The 14001-nt window shown below is 62.9% G+C and carries 17 protein-coding genes; 6 read left to right on the top strand and 11 right to left on the bottom strand.

Annotation, left to right across the window (positions count from 1 at the left end; translation table 11 throughout):
• Nucleotides 1-137: 137 nt before the first annotated feature.
• Nucleotides 138-386: a hypothetical protein gene (locus ACR0FC_RS03825; protein ID WP_170338340.1), complete on the top strand. Its 249-nt coding sequence runs from the start codon at nt 138-140 to the stop codon at nt 384-386.
• Nucleotides 387-428: 42 nt separating this feature from the next.
• Complete coding sequence (locus ACR0FC_RS03820) at nt 429-1076, top strand: SDR family NAD(P)-dependent oxidoreductase (protein ID WP_170338339.1); 648 nt, start codon at nt 429-431, stop codon at nt 1074-1076.
• A gap of 57 nt (nt 1077-1133) precedes the next feature.
• Here ACR0FC_RS03820 and ACR0FC_RS03815 read toward each other — a convergent pair whose 3' ends face one another.
• The 4 genes from ACR0FC_RS03815 to ACR0FC_RS03800 all read right to left on the bottom strand — a co-directional run bounded on the left by ACR0FC_RS03815 (nt 1134) and on the right by ACR0FC_RS03800 (nt 3650).
• Nucleotides 1134-1976 carry an ATP-binding protein gene (locus ACR0FC_RS03815; protein WP_170338337.1) on the bottom strand — a complete coding sequence of 281 codons (843 nt, stop codon included), beginning with the start codon at nt 1974-1976 and terminating at the stop codon, nt 1134-1136.
• Between the two features lie 115 nt (nt 1977-2091).
• Nucleotides 2092-2973, bottom strand: a complete 882-nt coding sequence (gene tatC / locus ACR0FC_RS03810) for a twin-arginine translocase subunit TatC (protein WP_170338335.1) — start codon at nt 2971-2973, stop codon at nt 2092-2094.
• Nucleotides 2970-3428, bottom strand: a complete 459-nt coding sequence (gene tatB / locus ACR0FC_RS03805) for a Sec-independent protein translocase protein TatB (RefSeq protein WP_170338333.1) — start codon at nt 3426-3428, stop codon at nt 2970-2972. Before tatB ends, tatC begins: the two co-directional genes overlap by 4 nt.
• Before the next feature lie 6 nt (nt 3429-3434).
• Nucleotides 3435-3650, bottom strand: a complete 216-nt coding sequence (locus ACR0FC_RS03800; RefSeq protein WP_170338331.1) for a twin-arginine translocase TatA/TatE family subunit — start codon at nt 3648-3650, stop codon at nt 3435-3437.
• A 219-nt stretch (nt 3651-3869) separates the two neighbouring features.
• On the opposite strand from ACR0FC_RS03800, the gene ACR0FC_RS03795 reads away from it, so the two are divergent.
• Nucleotides 3870-4175 (top strand): hypothetical protein, encoded by a 306-nt coding sequence (locus tag ACR0FC_RS03795; protein WP_170338329.1) that lies wholly within the window; start codon nt 3870-3872, stop codon nt 4173-4175.
• 21 nt (nt 4176-4196) lie between these two features.
• A complete protein-coding gene (locus ACR0FC_RS03790) occupies nt 4197-4868 on the top strand; it encodes a helix-turn-helix transcriptional regulator (protein ID WP_170338327.1) in 672 nt (223 codons plus the stop codon).
• Nucleotides 4869-4911: 43 nt separating this feature from the next.
• On the opposite strand, the gene ACR0FC_RS03785 is transcribed toward ACR0FC_RS03790, so the two are convergent.
• The 7 genes from ACR0FC_RS03785 to ACR0FC_RS03755 form a co-directional block, all read right to left on the bottom strand.
• Nucleotides 4912-6063 (bottom strand): M23 family metallopeptidase, encoded by a 1152-nt coding sequence (locus ACR0FC_RS03785; RefSeq protein WP_170338325.1) that lies wholly within the window; start codon nt 6061-6063, stop codon nt 4912-4914.
• Nucleotides 6064-6126: 63 nt separating this feature from the next.
• Complete coding sequence (locus ACR0FC_RS03780) at nt 6127-6777, bottom strand: protein-L-isoaspartate(D-aspartate) O-methyltransferase (RefSeq protein WP_170338324.1); 651 nt, start codon at nt 6775-6777, stop codon at nt 6127-6129.
• Nucleotides 6774-7556, bottom strand: coding sequence for a 5'/3'-nucleotidase SurE (gene surE, locus ACR0FC_RS03775; RefSeq protein WP_170338322.1), 783 nt, complete (start codon nt 7554-7556; stop codon nt 6774-6776). Before surE ends, ACR0FC_RS03780 begins: the two co-directional genes overlap by 4 nt.
• Nucleotides 7557-7679: 123 nt before the next feature.
• The gene (locus ACR0FC_RS03770; RefSeq protein ID WP_170338320.1) at nt 7680-8765 is read right to left on the bottom strand and encodes an ABC transporter ATP-binding protein; all 1086 of its coding nucleotides are present in this window, start codon (nt 8763-8765) and stop codon (nt 7680-7682) included.
• Between the two features lie 86 nt (nt 8766-8851).
• The gene (locus ACR0FC_RS03765; protein ID WP_170338319.1) at nt 8852-9964 is read right to left on the bottom strand and encodes a hypothetical protein; all 1113 of its coding nucleotides are present in this window, start codon (nt 9962-9964) and stop codon (nt 8852-8854) included.
• A 2-nt stretch (nt 9965-9966) separates the two neighbouring features.
• Nucleotides 9967-10746, bottom strand: coding sequence for an SDR family oxidoreductase (locus ACR0FC_RS03760; protein WP_170338317.1), 780 nt, complete (start codon nt 10744-10746; stop codon nt 9967-9969).
• A 75-nt stretch (nt 10747-10821) separates the two neighbouring features.
• Entirely contained in the window at nt 10822-11184 is a 363-nt protein-coding gene (locus ACR0FC_RS03755) for a nuclear transport factor 2 family protein (protein ID WP_170338315.1), read from the bottom strand.
• A 109-nt stretch (nt 11185-11293) separates the two neighbouring features.
• Here ACR0FC_RS03755 and ACR0FC_RS03750 point away from each other — a divergent pair, with 109 nt between their 5' ends.
• Nucleotides 11294-12901 carry a peptide chain release factor 3 gene (locus ACR0FC_RS03750; RefSeq protein ID WP_170338313.1) on the top strand — a complete coding sequence of 536 codons (1608 nt, stop codon included), beginning with the start codon at nt 11294-11296 and terminating at the stop codon, nt 12899-12901.
• A 43-nt stretch (nt 12902-12944) separates the two neighbouring features.
• Nucleotides 12945-13886: a glycosyltransferase family 2 protein gene (locus ACR0FC_RS03745; protein ID WP_170338311.1), complete on the top strand. Its 942-nt coding sequence runs from the start codon at nt 12945-12947 to the stop codon at nt 13884-13886.
• The last annotated feature ends 115 nt before the right edge of the window (nt 13887-14001 follow it).

The following is a 14001-nucleotide window of genomic DNA, read 5'->3' as shown; positions in this document are numbered from 1 at the left end:
CATGGTCCGGATCTGCGTGGCGAAACATGGCCGAAACCTGCTGCACCGGCTTTTCCTTCCCCTTTGGCTCTGCTAGCCAACCGGCTGCTCACTCACGCAATCACACGGAGGCCGGGCCACCGGGCCGGCCAGTTTACATGGCAAATCCCAGCGTCGACAGCGCGGCCACCCAAAAGGGCGCGCTCAGCAAGAATGGTACGACCGTCCTGGGCGTCTTTGGCCCGCAGAACGACATGCGCGCCCTGATGCGCTCATCGTCTGGACGGGTGAAAGAGGTCAAGACAGGCAGCCGCTTTGGTTCGGGCACGATCGTGGCCATCGACAAAGACGGCATCATGCTGCGACAAAGCGGCCGGACCCAGCGCATCGCCATCCCCGGAAGCTGATCCGGGCTTGACGGGCTGCGCGCTTGGGTTCAAACCCCGCGCATGACCGATCAGACCAAAATCGCACTTGTTACCGGCGCGTCGCGCGGCCTGGGTGCCGCTCTGGCCGAGGCCCTGGCGCCCGAATATCACATCGTCGCCGTTGCCCGCACCACCGGCGGGCTGGAAGACCTGGATGACCGCATCAAGGCCAAAGGGGGCGCGGCCACCCTGGCGCCGATGGACATCGCCGACCCCAATGCCATGGCCACGCTGTGCCGGGGCATCCATGACCGCTGGGGCAAGCTGGATCTGTGGCTGCATACGGCCATCCACACCGCACCGCTGACGCCCGCAGATTTCATCGACCCCAAGGATTGGCAAAAGTCCGTGGACGTGAACGCCTCGGCAACTTCGGTGCTGATCCCCTATGTCGCGCCCTTGCTGGGTGAGGCTGGACAGGCCGTGTTCTTTGACGACCCGCGTGCCGGCGAGAAGTTCTGCGCCACCTACGGCGCAACCAAGGCCGCGCAGATCGCCATGGCGCGCAGCTGGGCCGCCGAAACCGTTCGCACCGGGCCGAAGGTTCATGTGTTGCAGCCCAAGCCGATGGCCACAGCCCTGCGCGCGCGTTTCTTCCCCGGTGAGGACCGGTCGAAGCTGGCCAGTCCCTCGGACGAGGCCCCGCGCCTGCTGTCCATGCTGGGCTGAGACCTCTCGGTCAGATCGACGGGAAAGATGCTGCGGCGCCCCAAGCGGGCGCCGTTTTCATTCGATGTGAACGCCCTTTCGGCCCGCCAGATCGACAAAGAACTGCCACGCCACGCGGCCCGAACGCGCGCCGCGCGTGGCCTGCCATTCGATCGCCTCGGCCCGCAGAACGTCGGCATCGACGCTGACGCTATAAGCCGCGCAATACCGGTCGATCATCGCAAGGTATTCGTCCTGATCGCAGGGGTGGAACCCCAGCCACAGGCCGAACCGGTCGGACAGCGAAACCTTTTCCTCGACCGCCTCGGACGGGTTGATCGCGCTTGAGCGTTCGTTTTCGATCATGTCGCGCGGCATCAGGTGGCGGCGGTTCGACGTGGCATAGAACACCACGTTTTCGGGCCGGCCCTCGATCCCGCCATCCAACACGGCTTTCAGCGACTTGTAGTGCTGATCGTCATGGCTGAACGACAGGTCATCGCAGAACAGGATAAACCGGTAAGGTGCGGCGCGCAGGTGGTTCAGCAGCCGCGCGACCGAGCCCATGTCCTCGCGCTGCAGCTCGACCAATTTCAGGTCCGGAAACTCGGGCTGAAGGGTGCCGTGCACCGCCTTGACCAGGCTGGACTTGCCCATGCCGCGGGCACCCCACAGCAGCGCGTTGTTGGCCTTGTACCCGGCGGCGAAGCGGCGCGTGTTGTCCAGCAGCGTATCGCGCGACCGGTTTATGCCCACCAGCAGATCCAGATCGACGCGGTTGACATGGTGCACCGGCTCAAGCCGGTCGGGCGAGACATGCCAGACAAAGGCCGGCGCCGCCGAGAAATCAGGCGCGGCCAACGGCGCCGGGGCCATGCGTTCCAATGCGTCGGCGATGCGGTTCAGAGCTTGGTCGTCCATGGGTCCTCCAAAGTCGTGCGGCCGATTTCAACCACGTTCAAGAGCCGTCAACAAGACCCGCATGAAGAAAGGGCGCACCCGTCAAGGCACGCCCTTCCCCGTTTATTGCTCGGGTTTATTTGCCGTCTTCTGCGTCAAACTCGTTCATCATCGCATCATCGGCGGCTTCTTCATCGTCGTAATAGCCCTCCTCGCGCAGCTGTTCTTCACGCTTTCTCTCGACCCGGGCCACCAGGAAGATCGAAATCTCGTACAGGCCATAGACCACAACGAACAGGATGATCTGGGTTATCACGTCCGGCGGTGTCACGATGGCGGCCAGAACCAGAATGCCCACCACGGCATATTTGCGCACCGCGCCCAAACCTTCGGCGCTGACCAGCCCGGCCTTGCCCATCAGGGTCAACAGAACCGGAAGCTGGAAACACAGACCGAAGGCCACGATGAACTTGATCGTCAGGTTCAGATATTCCTGCGCCGAGCCCTGGAAAACCACGCTCAGCGGCGCAGTGGCACCATCCGCCAAGGCCTCGCCCTCGGCCCCGAATTGCTGGAACCCAAGGAAGAAGTCATAGGCCAGCGGCGTGACCACGTAAAAGGCAAAGCTGGCGCCCAACAGGAACATGAAAGGTGAGGCCACGAGGAACGGCAGAAAGGCGTTCTTTTCCGACTTGTAGAGCCCCGGCGCCACGAACCGCCACATCTGCATACCGATATACGGAAAGGCCAGAATGAACCCACCCAAGAGCGAGACCTTGATCGCCACGAAGAAGCCCTCCTGCGGCGAAATGAAGATCAGGTCGCAGTCCTGTCCGCGCTCGGACAGAACATCGCACAGAGGCTGGGTCAGAAAGTTGAAGATCGGCGTGGCAACCGTGAAACAGATGATCATACCGATCAAAAAGGCCACGACGCTGTGGATCAGACGCGTGCGCAGCTCGGCCAGATGCTCGATCAGGGGGGCCGAGGTATCTTCGATCTCGTCGGTCTTGCTCATGTCTTGCCTTCGGTTTTCAGCGCGGCTTCGGCCTCTTCGGCCTTGGCCAAGGCCTCGGCGGCTTCTTTCGCTTTGCGCTCGGCGGCGGCACGGGCGGTTGAGGCCTGGATCTTCTTCGCCTGCTCGGCCCGCTCAGCGGCCAGTTTGCCGGTTTCGCTGTCGGGGTCGAACTTGGTCGGGTCCATGCTCTTGGCCATGTCCTGGGCCGCCTGCTTGACGCCGTCCATCGCACTGCCCACCGGGTTGGTGGCCGCGTCCAGACCTTTCTTGATGTCGTTCACGCCCGCCTGGTCGGCCGCTTCGTTCATGGCGCTTGAGAACTCGCGCGCCATTCCGCGGGCCTTGCCGACGAACCGTCCGACATTGCGGAACAGAACCGGCAGGTCCTTGGGCCCCACGACGATCAGGGCAACGATGCCGATGACCAGAAGCTCGGTCCAGCCCAGATCAAACATGGGCGATTAGACCTTGTCTTTGTCGGACTCGGGCGTGACATCCTTGGCCAGTTCGGACGCGTCCTGTTCGATCTCCTCGCCGCCTTCTTTGACGCCTTTCTTGAATGCGGTGATGCCCTTGCCCACTTCACCCATCAACGAGCTGATCTTGCCGCGGCCAAACAGCACCAGCACCACGACGGCGATCAGCAGCAGGCCGGGAAGGCCGATATTGTTGAGCATGTCTCTTCTCCTTCAACGTCGGCGCGTTGCGCCGGGAATGTGATCTGGAAGCCTGTCTACGCCCACCGGGCCGTCGAAAAAAGTGACGCAAGTCAAATCCGCGTTCAAATCCGCGCTGGTCAGGTGGTTTTTGCGGGCTGGCAATTTCCAACTGACAGGTTTATGTCAGTTGCAGGCGGCTAGGAACAGGGCATCGAAACCTGGTCAACGGAGACTCACATGACCCATGTTGCTGAAATCGTCACCTTCACCCTCGCTGATGGCACCACGCCGGAAGCGTTCGTCAGGCTCAGCCAGACGACCGAGGCCTTCGTGCGCGCGGCCCCGGGCTTTGCCCACCGCCAGCTGAGCCAGGGTGAGGATGGCCGCTGGACCGACTATGTCATCTGGACCGACATGACGGCCGCGCAGGACGCCGCCGCGCAGTTCCCGCAGCAGGACTTTGCCGCCGGTCTGATGGCGGCCATCGACCCCGCCAGCATCCAGATGCGCCACGAGAAAGTGCTATGGAACATGACCGCCTGATCGCGGTCCGGACGGCGTGTCATGCGCCGCACTGACCGCCTGTTCGACATCATCCAGATCCTGCGCGACGGCAAACTGCACCGCGCGCAGGACATCGCGGACCGGCTCGAAGTGTCGGTCCGTACGATCTATCGCGACATGGATACGCTGGTGGCGTCGGGCGTCCCGGTCGAGGGCGAACGCGGCGTGGGTTATATGGTGCGCGAGCAGATCACCCTGCCCCCGCTGAACCTCACCCCGGGCGAGCTTGAGGCCCTGAACCTCGGGATGGCGATCGTGGCCGAGGCCGCCGACCCCGACCTTAAGGCCGCCGCCGACTCGCTGGCCGCCAAGATCGACGCGGTGCTGCCCACCCAGGTGGTGGCCGAGGCGGATGCCTGGAAATTCGCCGTCTATCCCTTTGCCGATGCCGCGCGCGGGCTGGCGCATATGGCGCCGATCCGGGCGGCCATCAAATCGCGCCAGAAACTGCGGCTGACCTACCGGCGCATCGACGGAACCCTGACCGAACGCACGATCCGCCCCCTGCACATGGAATACTGGGGACGGGTCTGGACCCTGACCGCTTGGTGCGAGCTGCGCGACGCCTTCCGCGTGTTCCGCATCGACCTGATCGAAAGCGTCACGCCCCTGCCCGAGATCTTTGCCGACGAGCCCGGAAAGCGGCTGGCCGACTACGACCCGACCGCCTGATCCCGTTTTTCACCCAAGGCTACTTGGAACCGCACTCTGAGCCTCAGCGCAGATAGGTTTCGGGGTCGACGGATTCGAACCCTTTGCGCACCTCAAAGTGCACATAGGCATTCTCACCCCCGCGCAGCTTGGCAATGCTTTGGCCGCGGCTGACCCGGTCGCCTTTCTTGACCGAGATGTTCTCGACATTCGCGTAGACCGTCAGCAAATCGTTGGTGTGCTTGACGACGATGATCGGGATCTGATCCGCATCCGCCGTAATGGCCGCCACGGTACCGGCTTCGGCCGCCTTGACCGATGCACCGGGCGATCCGGCGATGTCGATCCCTTCGTTCTTGCCCTTGGCATACGGGCGAATGATCTTGCCGGTTACCGGCAGAGCCAAGGCTGACGAGCTGGAATTCGTCGGGGCCTCGGCCGTCACGTCCGGAGCGGGCGTCAACGGCGCAACTTTTTCGTCCGGCAGCGGCTGCGTTGCACTGGGCGGCGTCGGGGTGGGCGATCCCTGCCCCGGTTCGGTGGTCGCCGTGGGCGCTGCGGCGGCAGCTTGGCGCGGTGCAGCCTGATTTTTGACGGGGATCAGCAGAAACTGCCCTTCGCGCACGGCAAAATCCGAACCCAAACCGTTCCATTCAGCCAGCGCATCGACCGGAACCTGATACAGGCGCGAAATGGTATAAGCCGTCTCACCCCGCTTGACCTTGTGCCGGATCGGCTCGTCCGTCGAGGTGACGGGCGCCGGTTTGGCCGGCTCAAGGTTCGTGACCCGCACGCCGCCCGTGTCCGGCGCCTGATCAATCGCGGTCGTGGCGATCGAGGCGATATCGACATTCCCCGCTCCGGCGCCGACGGACCGTGGCAAGGCCAGCACTTCGCCCTCGCGCAGCTGGTCGGTGGGCTTGAGACCGTTGAACCGGGCCAGCTCGGCCTCGGGCAGACCGACCCGCGCAGCCACGGCGGCGACGTTGTCACCCCGTTGCGCGACGGCAACCTGATATGTCGGATAGGTGATCACGCCACGGCTGTCCGGCGCCGGCCGGTTCGTGGTGGCTGATTGTGCGGCCGGAGTGGTCGAAAAACCGCCGACCTGACCGCGCAGGTCGTAATCCAGCGGGCCTTCGCAACCGGCAAGCACCAGCGCGGCCACCATCGCCGTTGTTCCACGACCCAAGACTGACTTGGAAACTGCTCTCATATCACTGTCCTCAACACCTGCCCCTGTTTGCCGGGGTTCTGGCGCCCAATTCCTAAACCTACGTTACGCCTCGTCCTTTCCAAGCCCTTCCAGCAAGGGCACGAACCGAACAGGCAACAGTTCGTCATATTCCAGCGCGGTCTCGGTTCTGGTGACCCGTATCAGGGTCTGAACCGCATCCGACTGCCCAACGGGCAAGACCATGATACCGCCGATTTTGAGCTGCGCCAAGAGCGGGCCCGGCGGGTCCTCGGCCGCGGCGGTGACGATGATGCGGTCAAAAGGAGCCTGTTCGGGCAACCCGAAAGATCCATCCGACAGCATCGCCGTGATATTCGTCAGCCCCAACTCTCGAAACAGCTCTCCGGTTTCGCGTACCAGACGCTTGTGGCGTTCCACGGTGTAGACCCGCCGCGCCAGCTTGGACAGCACCGCAGCCTGATACCCCGAACCCGTCCCCACCTCGAGCACCTTGTCGCGCGGCGTGACCTGCAGCGCCTGCGTCATCAGACCTACGACCGAGGGCTGGCTGATCGTCTGGCCGCATGCAATCGGCAGTGGCGTGTCCTCGTAGGCACGCTCGGCGAACAGGCCCCGCACGAACTTGCCGCGGTCGATCTGCTCCATCGCGTCAAGAACACGCGCATCCGTCACCCCGCGCGACCGCAGGGCGAACAGGAACTGCATCTTTGTTTCGGGGTCCAGTCCGGTCATTCGATCGTCTTCAATGCCTCCAGCGCATCATCGGCGGTCAGGTCGGCCCGCATCGGCGTGACCGAAATATAGCCGTCCAGGTTCGCCGCCGCATCCGTTCCCGGAGCCGTCGGGTTGTGCTGATAGCCCCCCTTGATCCACAGGAAACGGCGACCCGAGGGCGAGCTGTGCGGTTCCACCCCAAAATGCGTGTCTCGTCGGAATCCCTGACGCACGACGCGTGTGCCAAGAACTTCATCGGCAGGCACCGGAGGGAAATTTACGTTGTAAAACAGGCGGTAGTCTTCCTGTGCGGGCGGATCGGCCTCAAGAATGCGTCGTACCAGATCCGCACCGAACCGCGTGGCGGCCTCGAACGGGTCGTCCAGCCCAAGATTGCGCGGACCAAAATACTGCGACAAGGCGATCGCCGGAATGCCCTGAAGCGCCGCCTCCATCGCCCCGCCGATCGTGCCCGAATACAAAGTGTTCTCGGCCGAATTGTTGCCCCGGTTCACACCAGAAAGAACCAGATCAGGCCGCGCGACCTTCATCACGTCATGCAGCCCGGCCAGAACGCAGTCGGCCGGCGACCCTTCGGCCGCGAAACGACGCTCGCCCAGTTTGGCGACCATCATGGGATGGGTATAGCTGATACAATGCCCGACCCCCGACTGTTCGAAAGCCGGAGCCACGATCCAGACCTCACCATCCGGGCCGGCCACATCCGCAGCAATCGCCTCGAGCGCGATCAGGCCCGGGGCGTTGATCCCGTCGTCATTTGTCAGAAGTATGCGCATTGCCTGCCTGTGCCCCCGCGTTTCGCCCTTGATAGACGGCCCCAAAGGATGCGGCAAGCGATGCCCCGGCGCATTCTGCGGCATTCGCGCACCACTCGCCGGGAAATCGACCTGCTGCAGCGTCTAGGCCGGAAAAACGAAGCAGCGATCCCGCCGGATGGTCAACCACATCACCCGGCCCGGATTGGGCACGAACACGTTCGGGACGGTCGCCTTGAGGATCGAGCCGTCATAGTCCATCCGAAACTCGATCAGGCTTTCGTTGCCCAGAAAGCGAGCGCGCTCGACCACGCCGCGGGCCGCAACGCCATCGGTCGCCGTCGGCAGCGGTCCCTTGCCATTGCGATCAAAGTCCAACCGCACATGCTGAGGGCGGAAAACGATTTCGACGTCAGTGCCATCGGGGACACCCGGCGCCAGGAATTGACCAAATGGCGTTTGCGCCAATGCTCCATTCACCTGGGACTGCAACACATTGACATCACTAAAAAATGCCACGGCAGCCTTGTCCACGGGTCGGGTGTAGACATTGTAGGGCGCACCCTGCTGGACGATCTTGCCGCGGCGCATCAGTGCGATCTCGTCAGCCATACGCATCGCCTCTTCGGGCTCGTGCGTGACCAGCAGCACGGCGGCGTCCTCTTCCTTGAGGATGGCCAGGGTCTCGTCGCGGATGCCGTCGCGCAGACGATTGTCGAGGCCCGAGAACGGCTCGTCCATCAGCATAATCCGCGGACGCGGAGCCAGCGCGCGGGCCAGCGCGACCCGCTGCTGCTCACCCCCTGACAGCTGGTGCGGAAACCCGTCGATATGGCGGATCAGGTCGACCTTTCTCAGCAACTCTTCGACACGTTCCCGCTTTTGCTCCTTGGCCCCCTTCAGTCCAAAAGCTACGTTGTCAGCCACGCTGAGGTGCGGAAACAAAGCGAAATCCTGGAACATCAGTCCGATCTCGCGACGTTCCGGCGGGACTCGGAACACCGTGTCACAGACCAGCTTGCCATCGACGTAGATTTCGCCCGAGTCCTGCATTTCGACGCCGGCAATCATCCGCAACGTAGTGGATTTGCCGCAGCCCGACGGGCCCAGCAGACAGGTCACCTGGCCCGCCTGAACGGTCAGCGAGACATCATCCACCACCGTGCGCCCGCCGAACCGGCAGACCAGATTGCGGATTTCCAATCGCGGAGGAGCTGTGTTGATTGCCACCGACGGACCCCAATTGCCTTTTCCCGATCAATTTCATCGGGCTTGCGCCGGGATAACAACCCCGCCCATCGGGCGCAAGAGAGGCGCTAGGCCAGCAGCTCGAACGGCACACCCGCGCGGACCTTGCCGTTGACCTGAATCTCAAGCCTGTGCGGCCCCGGCACCAACCGAAACGTCGTGGCGTCGCCCTTGAGTTTATGCCGCTTGCTCAGCCGCAGGCGGCCATTTGACAGATTAGCTTGCTTGAGCTTGTGAACCTTGGGTGAAATTTTCCCGCCAGGTCGCTGAAAATGCACGATATAGTCAATCAAGACCGCTTGATCTTCGGGGCCTGAAACCGAGACGGCGAACTCCAGAACCCCGCCGATGCAGGCCTCGCCAATCACCTCAACATTCACCTCCAGCGGTGCGTCGGGATCATAACCCAGCAGCGCCATCGCCCCGCCATGGCCGGACTTGACCAGCCCGCGCAGCGCATGTGCGGTGATCCACCGCATCTCGTCGCTGTTTTGCGCGCCCAAGGCGTGCCACTCCCTCAGGCGGTTCAATGCCAGGTCGGGGTCTTTTTTGGTGATGTCGTTGAGATGGTTCGCCACCGACCGCGTGACATAACGTGTCGGATCCGAGCGCAACCGATCCAGCAGCGGCAGCGGGTCAGACAGGTCCAGCCCGACCGCCTGCCCCCACGGCAGCCGCGGGCGTGTGCCTTCGGAGACCAGCCGCCGGACGTGATAGCTGGAATGCCCGCACCAGTCCTGCATCCGGTCCAGCACCAGATCGGGATGGCTGTTCAGAAAAGGCCGGATCGCCCATTCCATCGAAAACCGCTGGGTCAGCTCTGCAAGGACATCTAGCGCCATTTCTGGATGGTCCGCGCCGACCTGCGCCACCCAGTCACCCAGCGGAGCAAAGATGAAGTCACCAAAATCATCATCGCTCAGGGACGGGTCCAGAGGCGGCGGCAAGGCGCGCAGGATCACCGGGGCCACGTCGGGCAGCGCGCCAGGAAAGGCCGTCTGCAAACAATCGGCAATCCACGCGATCCGCTGCTTCAGCTCCAGCTCCGGCAGGCGCGACATGACCCGCGCCACGAATGCGTCGCCGTCAAACCCGGCGTCGGCCTGCGTGAACAGGCCGGCCAGGTAACGGGTCTTTTCCGCGTTGAACAGCTGATCCTTCAGCGAAAACCCCTGCGCCACGGTCACATCGTCAGGTTGGTCGCGCCGCCATCCAGCAGGATGTTCTGCCCCACGATGAACCCGGCATGTTGCGAGCACAGAAACGCGCAGGTCGCGCCGAATTCCTGCCGCGTGCCATAGCGCCGCGCCGGAATCGTGGCCGCGCGCTCGGCCCTTGCCTCGTCCAGCGAGATGCCCTTCTGTGCCGAAACCCCGGCATCCAGCGAGTCCGCCCGGTCGGTGGCATGAATGCCGGGCAACAGGTTGTTGATGGTCACGCCATAGGGCGCTACCTGCCGCGCGGTTCCGGCTACATAGCCGGTCAGCCCGGTGCGCGCCGCGTTCGACAGGCCCAGCACCGCGATGGGCGCCCGCACCGATTGCGAGGTGATGTTCACCACCCGGCCCCAACCCTTGTCCATCATTGACGGCAACAGCGCCTTCATGAAGGCGATCGGCGTCAGCATGTTGGCATCCAGCGCCTTGATGAAATCCTCGCGGTCCCAGTCCGACCACAGGCCCGGCGGCGGGCCACCGGCGTTTGTCACAAGAATATCAACGCCCTGCGCGGCCTCGATCACCTGCGCCTGACCGTCAGGCGTGGTCACATCGCAGGCCACGGTCTGCACCTCGACGCCATGTTCGGCGCGCAACCGGTCGGCCTGCGCCTCCAGCACGTCAGGCCCACGCGCGTTCATCACCAGATCAACGCCCTCGGCAGCCAGCGCCTCGGCGCAGCCCAGCCCCAAGCCCTTGCTGCTGGCACAGACCAGCGCGCGTTTTCCTTTTAGTCCCAGATCCATGTGATCCCCCCTGTCAGTTGTTACCCGCATGTCTAGCACCGGCCAGACAGGGAAGACCAGATTGGCGTCGGCAAATCAGTAGAAGAACTCTTCCCGCACGATCTTGCCGTTGACCACGTGATAGACTCCGACCTCGCGCATGTCGAAAGCTTCACCGCTTTCCTTCACCTTGCCCTGCACTTCAAAAATCACGGCAAAGCTGTTCTCACCATGCAGGAACGGGTCGCTGACTGACGCGCCCGAGACCTCGTGTGCGCTTTCCCACCAATCATGTTTGCCGCGAATGCCCTCGATGCCGTGGGTCTCGCGACCCATGCCCTGCATGTCCATCGCTTCGACCGAAACGGCATCGGCTGCGTATAACTTGTCCAGATTCTCCTTGGCGCGGTCCTCGCGGCAACCTGCCACCAGTTCCTGGGCGATTTCTTTCAAATTCATTGGTCCACTCCATTATTTGTTCACTATATGTTCTTATTGGCATATCCACCCGATTCGAACCACCCCCTTTGTCTTGCCTCGGCAGGATTCCCCGCCTATACGCGCCTTCATGCTTGATACCGCCTCGAACCAGCCCACCCTGCCGCCCGAGATCGCACGGCGCCGCACGTTTGCCATCATCTCGCACCCGGATGCGGGCAAGACGACCCTGACCGAAAAGTTCCTTCTGTATGGGGGTGCTATCCAGATGGCCGGACAGGTTCGGGCCAAGGGCGAGGCACGGCGTACGCGGTCGGACTTTATGCAGATGGAAAAGGACCGGGGCATTTCGGTCTCGGCCTCGGCCATGTCGTTTGACTATGGCCCCTACCGGTTCAACCTGGTGGACACGCCCGGCCACTCGGACTTTTCAGAAGACACCTATCGCACGCTGACGGCCGTTGACGCCGCGGTCATGGTGATCGACGGGGCCAAGGGCGTTGAAAGCCAGACGCAGAAGCTGTTCGAGGTCTGCCGCCTGCGCGACCTGCCAATCCTGACCTTCTGTAACAAGATGGACCGCGAGAGTCGCGATACGTTCGAGATCATCGACGAGATCCAGGAAATGCTGGCCATCGACGTGACCCCGGCCAGCTGGCCCATCGGCGTGGGGCGCGATTTCATCGGCTGCTACGACATGCTGCGCGACCGGCTGGAACTGATGGACCGCGCCGACCGCAACAAGGTGGCCGAAAGCATCGAGATCAACGGGCTGGACGACCCCAAGTTGGCCGAGCATGTGCCCGCGCATCTGCTGGACAAGCTGCTGGAAGAGGTGGAGATGGCGCGCGAACTGCTGCCCGCGCTGGACCCGCAGGCGGTTCTGGAAGGCCACATGACCCCGATCTGGTTCGGCTCGGCGATCAACTCGTTCGGCGTCAAGGAGCTGATGGAGGGGATCGGCCAATATGGCCCGCAACCGCAGGTGCAATCGGCCGAACCGCGCCAGATTTCGCCAGACGAGAAAAAGGTGGCGGGCTTTGTCTTCAAGGTGCAGGCCAACATGGACCCCAAGCACCGCGACCGGGTGGCCTTTGTCCGCATGGCCAGCGGCCACTTCAAGCGCGGCATGAAGCTGACCCATGTGCGCAGCAAGAAGCCCATGGCGATCACGAACCCGGTGCTGTTCCTTGCGTCCGACCGGGAACTGGCCGACGAGGCCTGGGCCGGCGATATCATCGGCATCCCCAACCACGGGCAGCTGCGCATCGGCGACACCCTGACCGAGGGAGAGGCGATCCGCGTGACCGGCATCCCGTCCTTCGCGCCCGAACTGCTGCAGGGCGTGCGCGCGGGCGACCCGATGAAGGCCAAGCATCTGGAAAAGGCGCTGATGCAGTTTGCCGAGGAAGGTGCTGCCAAAGTGTTCAAACCCTCAATCGGCTCGGGCTTTATCGTCGGCGTGGTGGGCGCGCTGCAGTTCGAAGTGCTGGCCAGCCGGATCGAGCTGGAATACGGCCTGCCTGTGCGGTTCGAGGCCTCGCAATTCACCAGTGCGCGCTGGGTGTCGGGCGACAAGGCCGAGGTCGAGAAGTTCGTCAATGCGAACAAGCAGCACATTGCCCACGATCACGACGGCGACATCGTCTATCTGACCCGCCTGCAATGGGACATCGACCGCGTGGTGCGCGACTATCCCAAACTGACGCTTACCGCGACCAAGGAAATGATGACGTGATGCTGACCCTGCCCCCCGTCAAAGCATCAGAGGCCGTCATCGCATGACCGCAGCGGGGCCGAGCTGGGGCATCGTCTCGACGGTGCGTGGATCGGCCTGCGACATTCTGAGTTTTGCGGCCTACCACCTGGATCTGGGCGCGGATCACCTCTACCTCTACCTTGACGAGCCCAACCGGCGGGCTTTTCGCCCCCTGCGCCGCCACCCCAAGGTGACCGTCCGCATCTGCGACGATGCGTTCTGGGCGGCGCGCAAACGGGACAAGCCCGAGCGCCACCAGGTCCGCCAGACCGTTCATGCGACCTATACCTATCGCCACACCGATCTCGATTGGCTGGCGCATATAGATGTGGACGAGTTCCTGTGGCCCACGGCCCCTATCGCGGACTTGCTGGGCGAAGTGCCCGAAACGGTACACGCAGTTCGGATTCGTCCGATCGAAGCCCTGGCCTGCGGCGACGATCTCTACAAGGCGTTCATCCCCCAGGGCCCCGAACGAGAAGCGCTTGTCGAGACGATCTATCCAAACTACGGCGCCTTCGTTCTGGGCGGCTTTCTGAGCCACGTACAGGGCAAGCTGTTCGTGCGTACGGGGATGGAGAACCTCAATTATCGCATCCACAACCTGTTTCAGAACAAGGTCATCTTGCCCTGCAAGACCGAAATGCCGCAGATCGACCTGTGCCACCGCCATGCCCCGGATTGGGAGCATTGGTGGTCACACTATCGGTTTCGGCTGGAGCGCGGCTCGTACCAGCCCGGCATGGCTCCGAACGTACATCGCGATCGGGGTGGGCTGAACATGAACGAACTGCTCAGTTGGATCGAGGCCGAAGAAGGCGAGAAAGGTCTGCGCAAGTTCTTTGACGAACTCAGCGCCACCGACCCGCAGGTCCGCGCGCGCCTGCAGGAACGGGGTCTGATCAAGCACCGACCGCTTGATCTTGAGGAAAAGCTGCAGAAACACTTTCCCGGAAGCTGCTGAATTGTTGCACGAAATCGCCAGTGACGCGATGTAGCGGTACAGATGAAACTGTCTTCATTTGACCCTGCCACACCTTTTTGTTATGTCCGCATCCAAGCCGAAACGCGCATGGTGC

It is taken from the genome of Ruegeria sp. BB9, assembly GCF_056539345.1.
This window is presented reverse-complemented; position numbering and strand designations above follow the sequence as displayed.

Excerpts from the sequence above, each read along its gene's own strand:
- ACR0FC_RS03825 (WP_170338340.1), top strand. The coding sequence starts at position 138 with ATGGCAAATCCCAGCGTCGACAGCGCGGCCACCCAAAAGGGCGCGCTC.
- ACR0FC_RS03820 (WP_170338339.1), top strand. The coding sequence starts at position 429 with ATGACCGATCAGACCAAAATCGCACTTGTTACCGGCGCGTCGCGCGGC.
- ACR0FC_RS03815 (WP_170338337.1), bottom strand. The coding sequence starts at position 1,976 with ATGGACGACCAAGCTCTGAACCGCATCGCCGACGCATTGGAACGCATG.
- tatC (WP_170338335.1), bottom strand. The coding sequence starts at position 2,973 with ATGAGCAAGACCGACGAGATCGAAGATACCTCGGCCCCCCTGATCGAG.
- tatB (WP_170338333.1), bottom strand. The coding sequence starts at position 3,428 with ATGTTTGATCTGGGCTGGACCGAGCTTCTGGTCATCGGCATCGTTGCC.
- ACR0FC_RS03800 (WP_170338331.1), bottom strand. The coding sequence starts at position 3,650 with ATGCTCAACAATATCGGCCTTCCCGGCCTGCTGCTGATCGCCGTCGTG.
- ACR0FC_RS03795 (WP_170338329.1), top strand. The coding sequence starts at position 3,870 with ATGACCCATGTTGCTGAAATCGTCACCTTCACCCTCGCTGATGGCACC.
- ACR0FC_RS03790 (WP_170338327.1), top strand. The coding sequence starts at position 4,197 with ATGCGCCGCACTGACCGCCTGTTCGACATCATCCAGATCCTGCGCGAC.
- ACR0FC_RS03785 (WP_170338325.1), bottom strand. The coding sequence starts at position 6,063 with ATGAGAGCAGTTTCCAAGTCAGTCTTGGGTCGTGGAACAACGGCGATG.
- ACR0FC_RS03780 (WP_170338324.1), bottom strand. The coding sequence starts at position 6,777 with ATGACCGGACTGGACCCCGAAACAAAGATGCAGTTCCTGTTCGCCCTG.
- surE (WP_170338322.1), bottom strand. The coding sequence starts at position 7,556 with ATGCGCATACTTCTGACAAATGACGACGGGATCAACGCCCCGGGCCTG.
- ACR0FC_RS03760 (WP_170338317.1), bottom strand. The coding sequence starts at position 10,746 with ATGGATCTGGGACTAAAAGGAAAACGCGCGCTGGTCTGTGCCAGCAGC.
- ACR0FC_RS03755 (WP_170338315.1), bottom strand. The coding sequence starts at position 11,184 with ATGAATTTGAAAGAAATCGCCCAGGAACTGGTGGCAGGTTGCCGCGAG.
- ACR0FC_RS03750 (WP_170338313.1), top strand. The coding sequence starts at position 11,294 with ATGCTTGATACCGCCTCGAACCAGCCCACCCTGCCGCCCGAGATCGCA.
- ACR0FC_RS03745 (WP_170338311.1), top strand. The coding sequence starts at position 12,945 with ATGACCGCAGCGGGGCCGAGCTGGGGCATCGTCTCGACGGTGCGTGGA.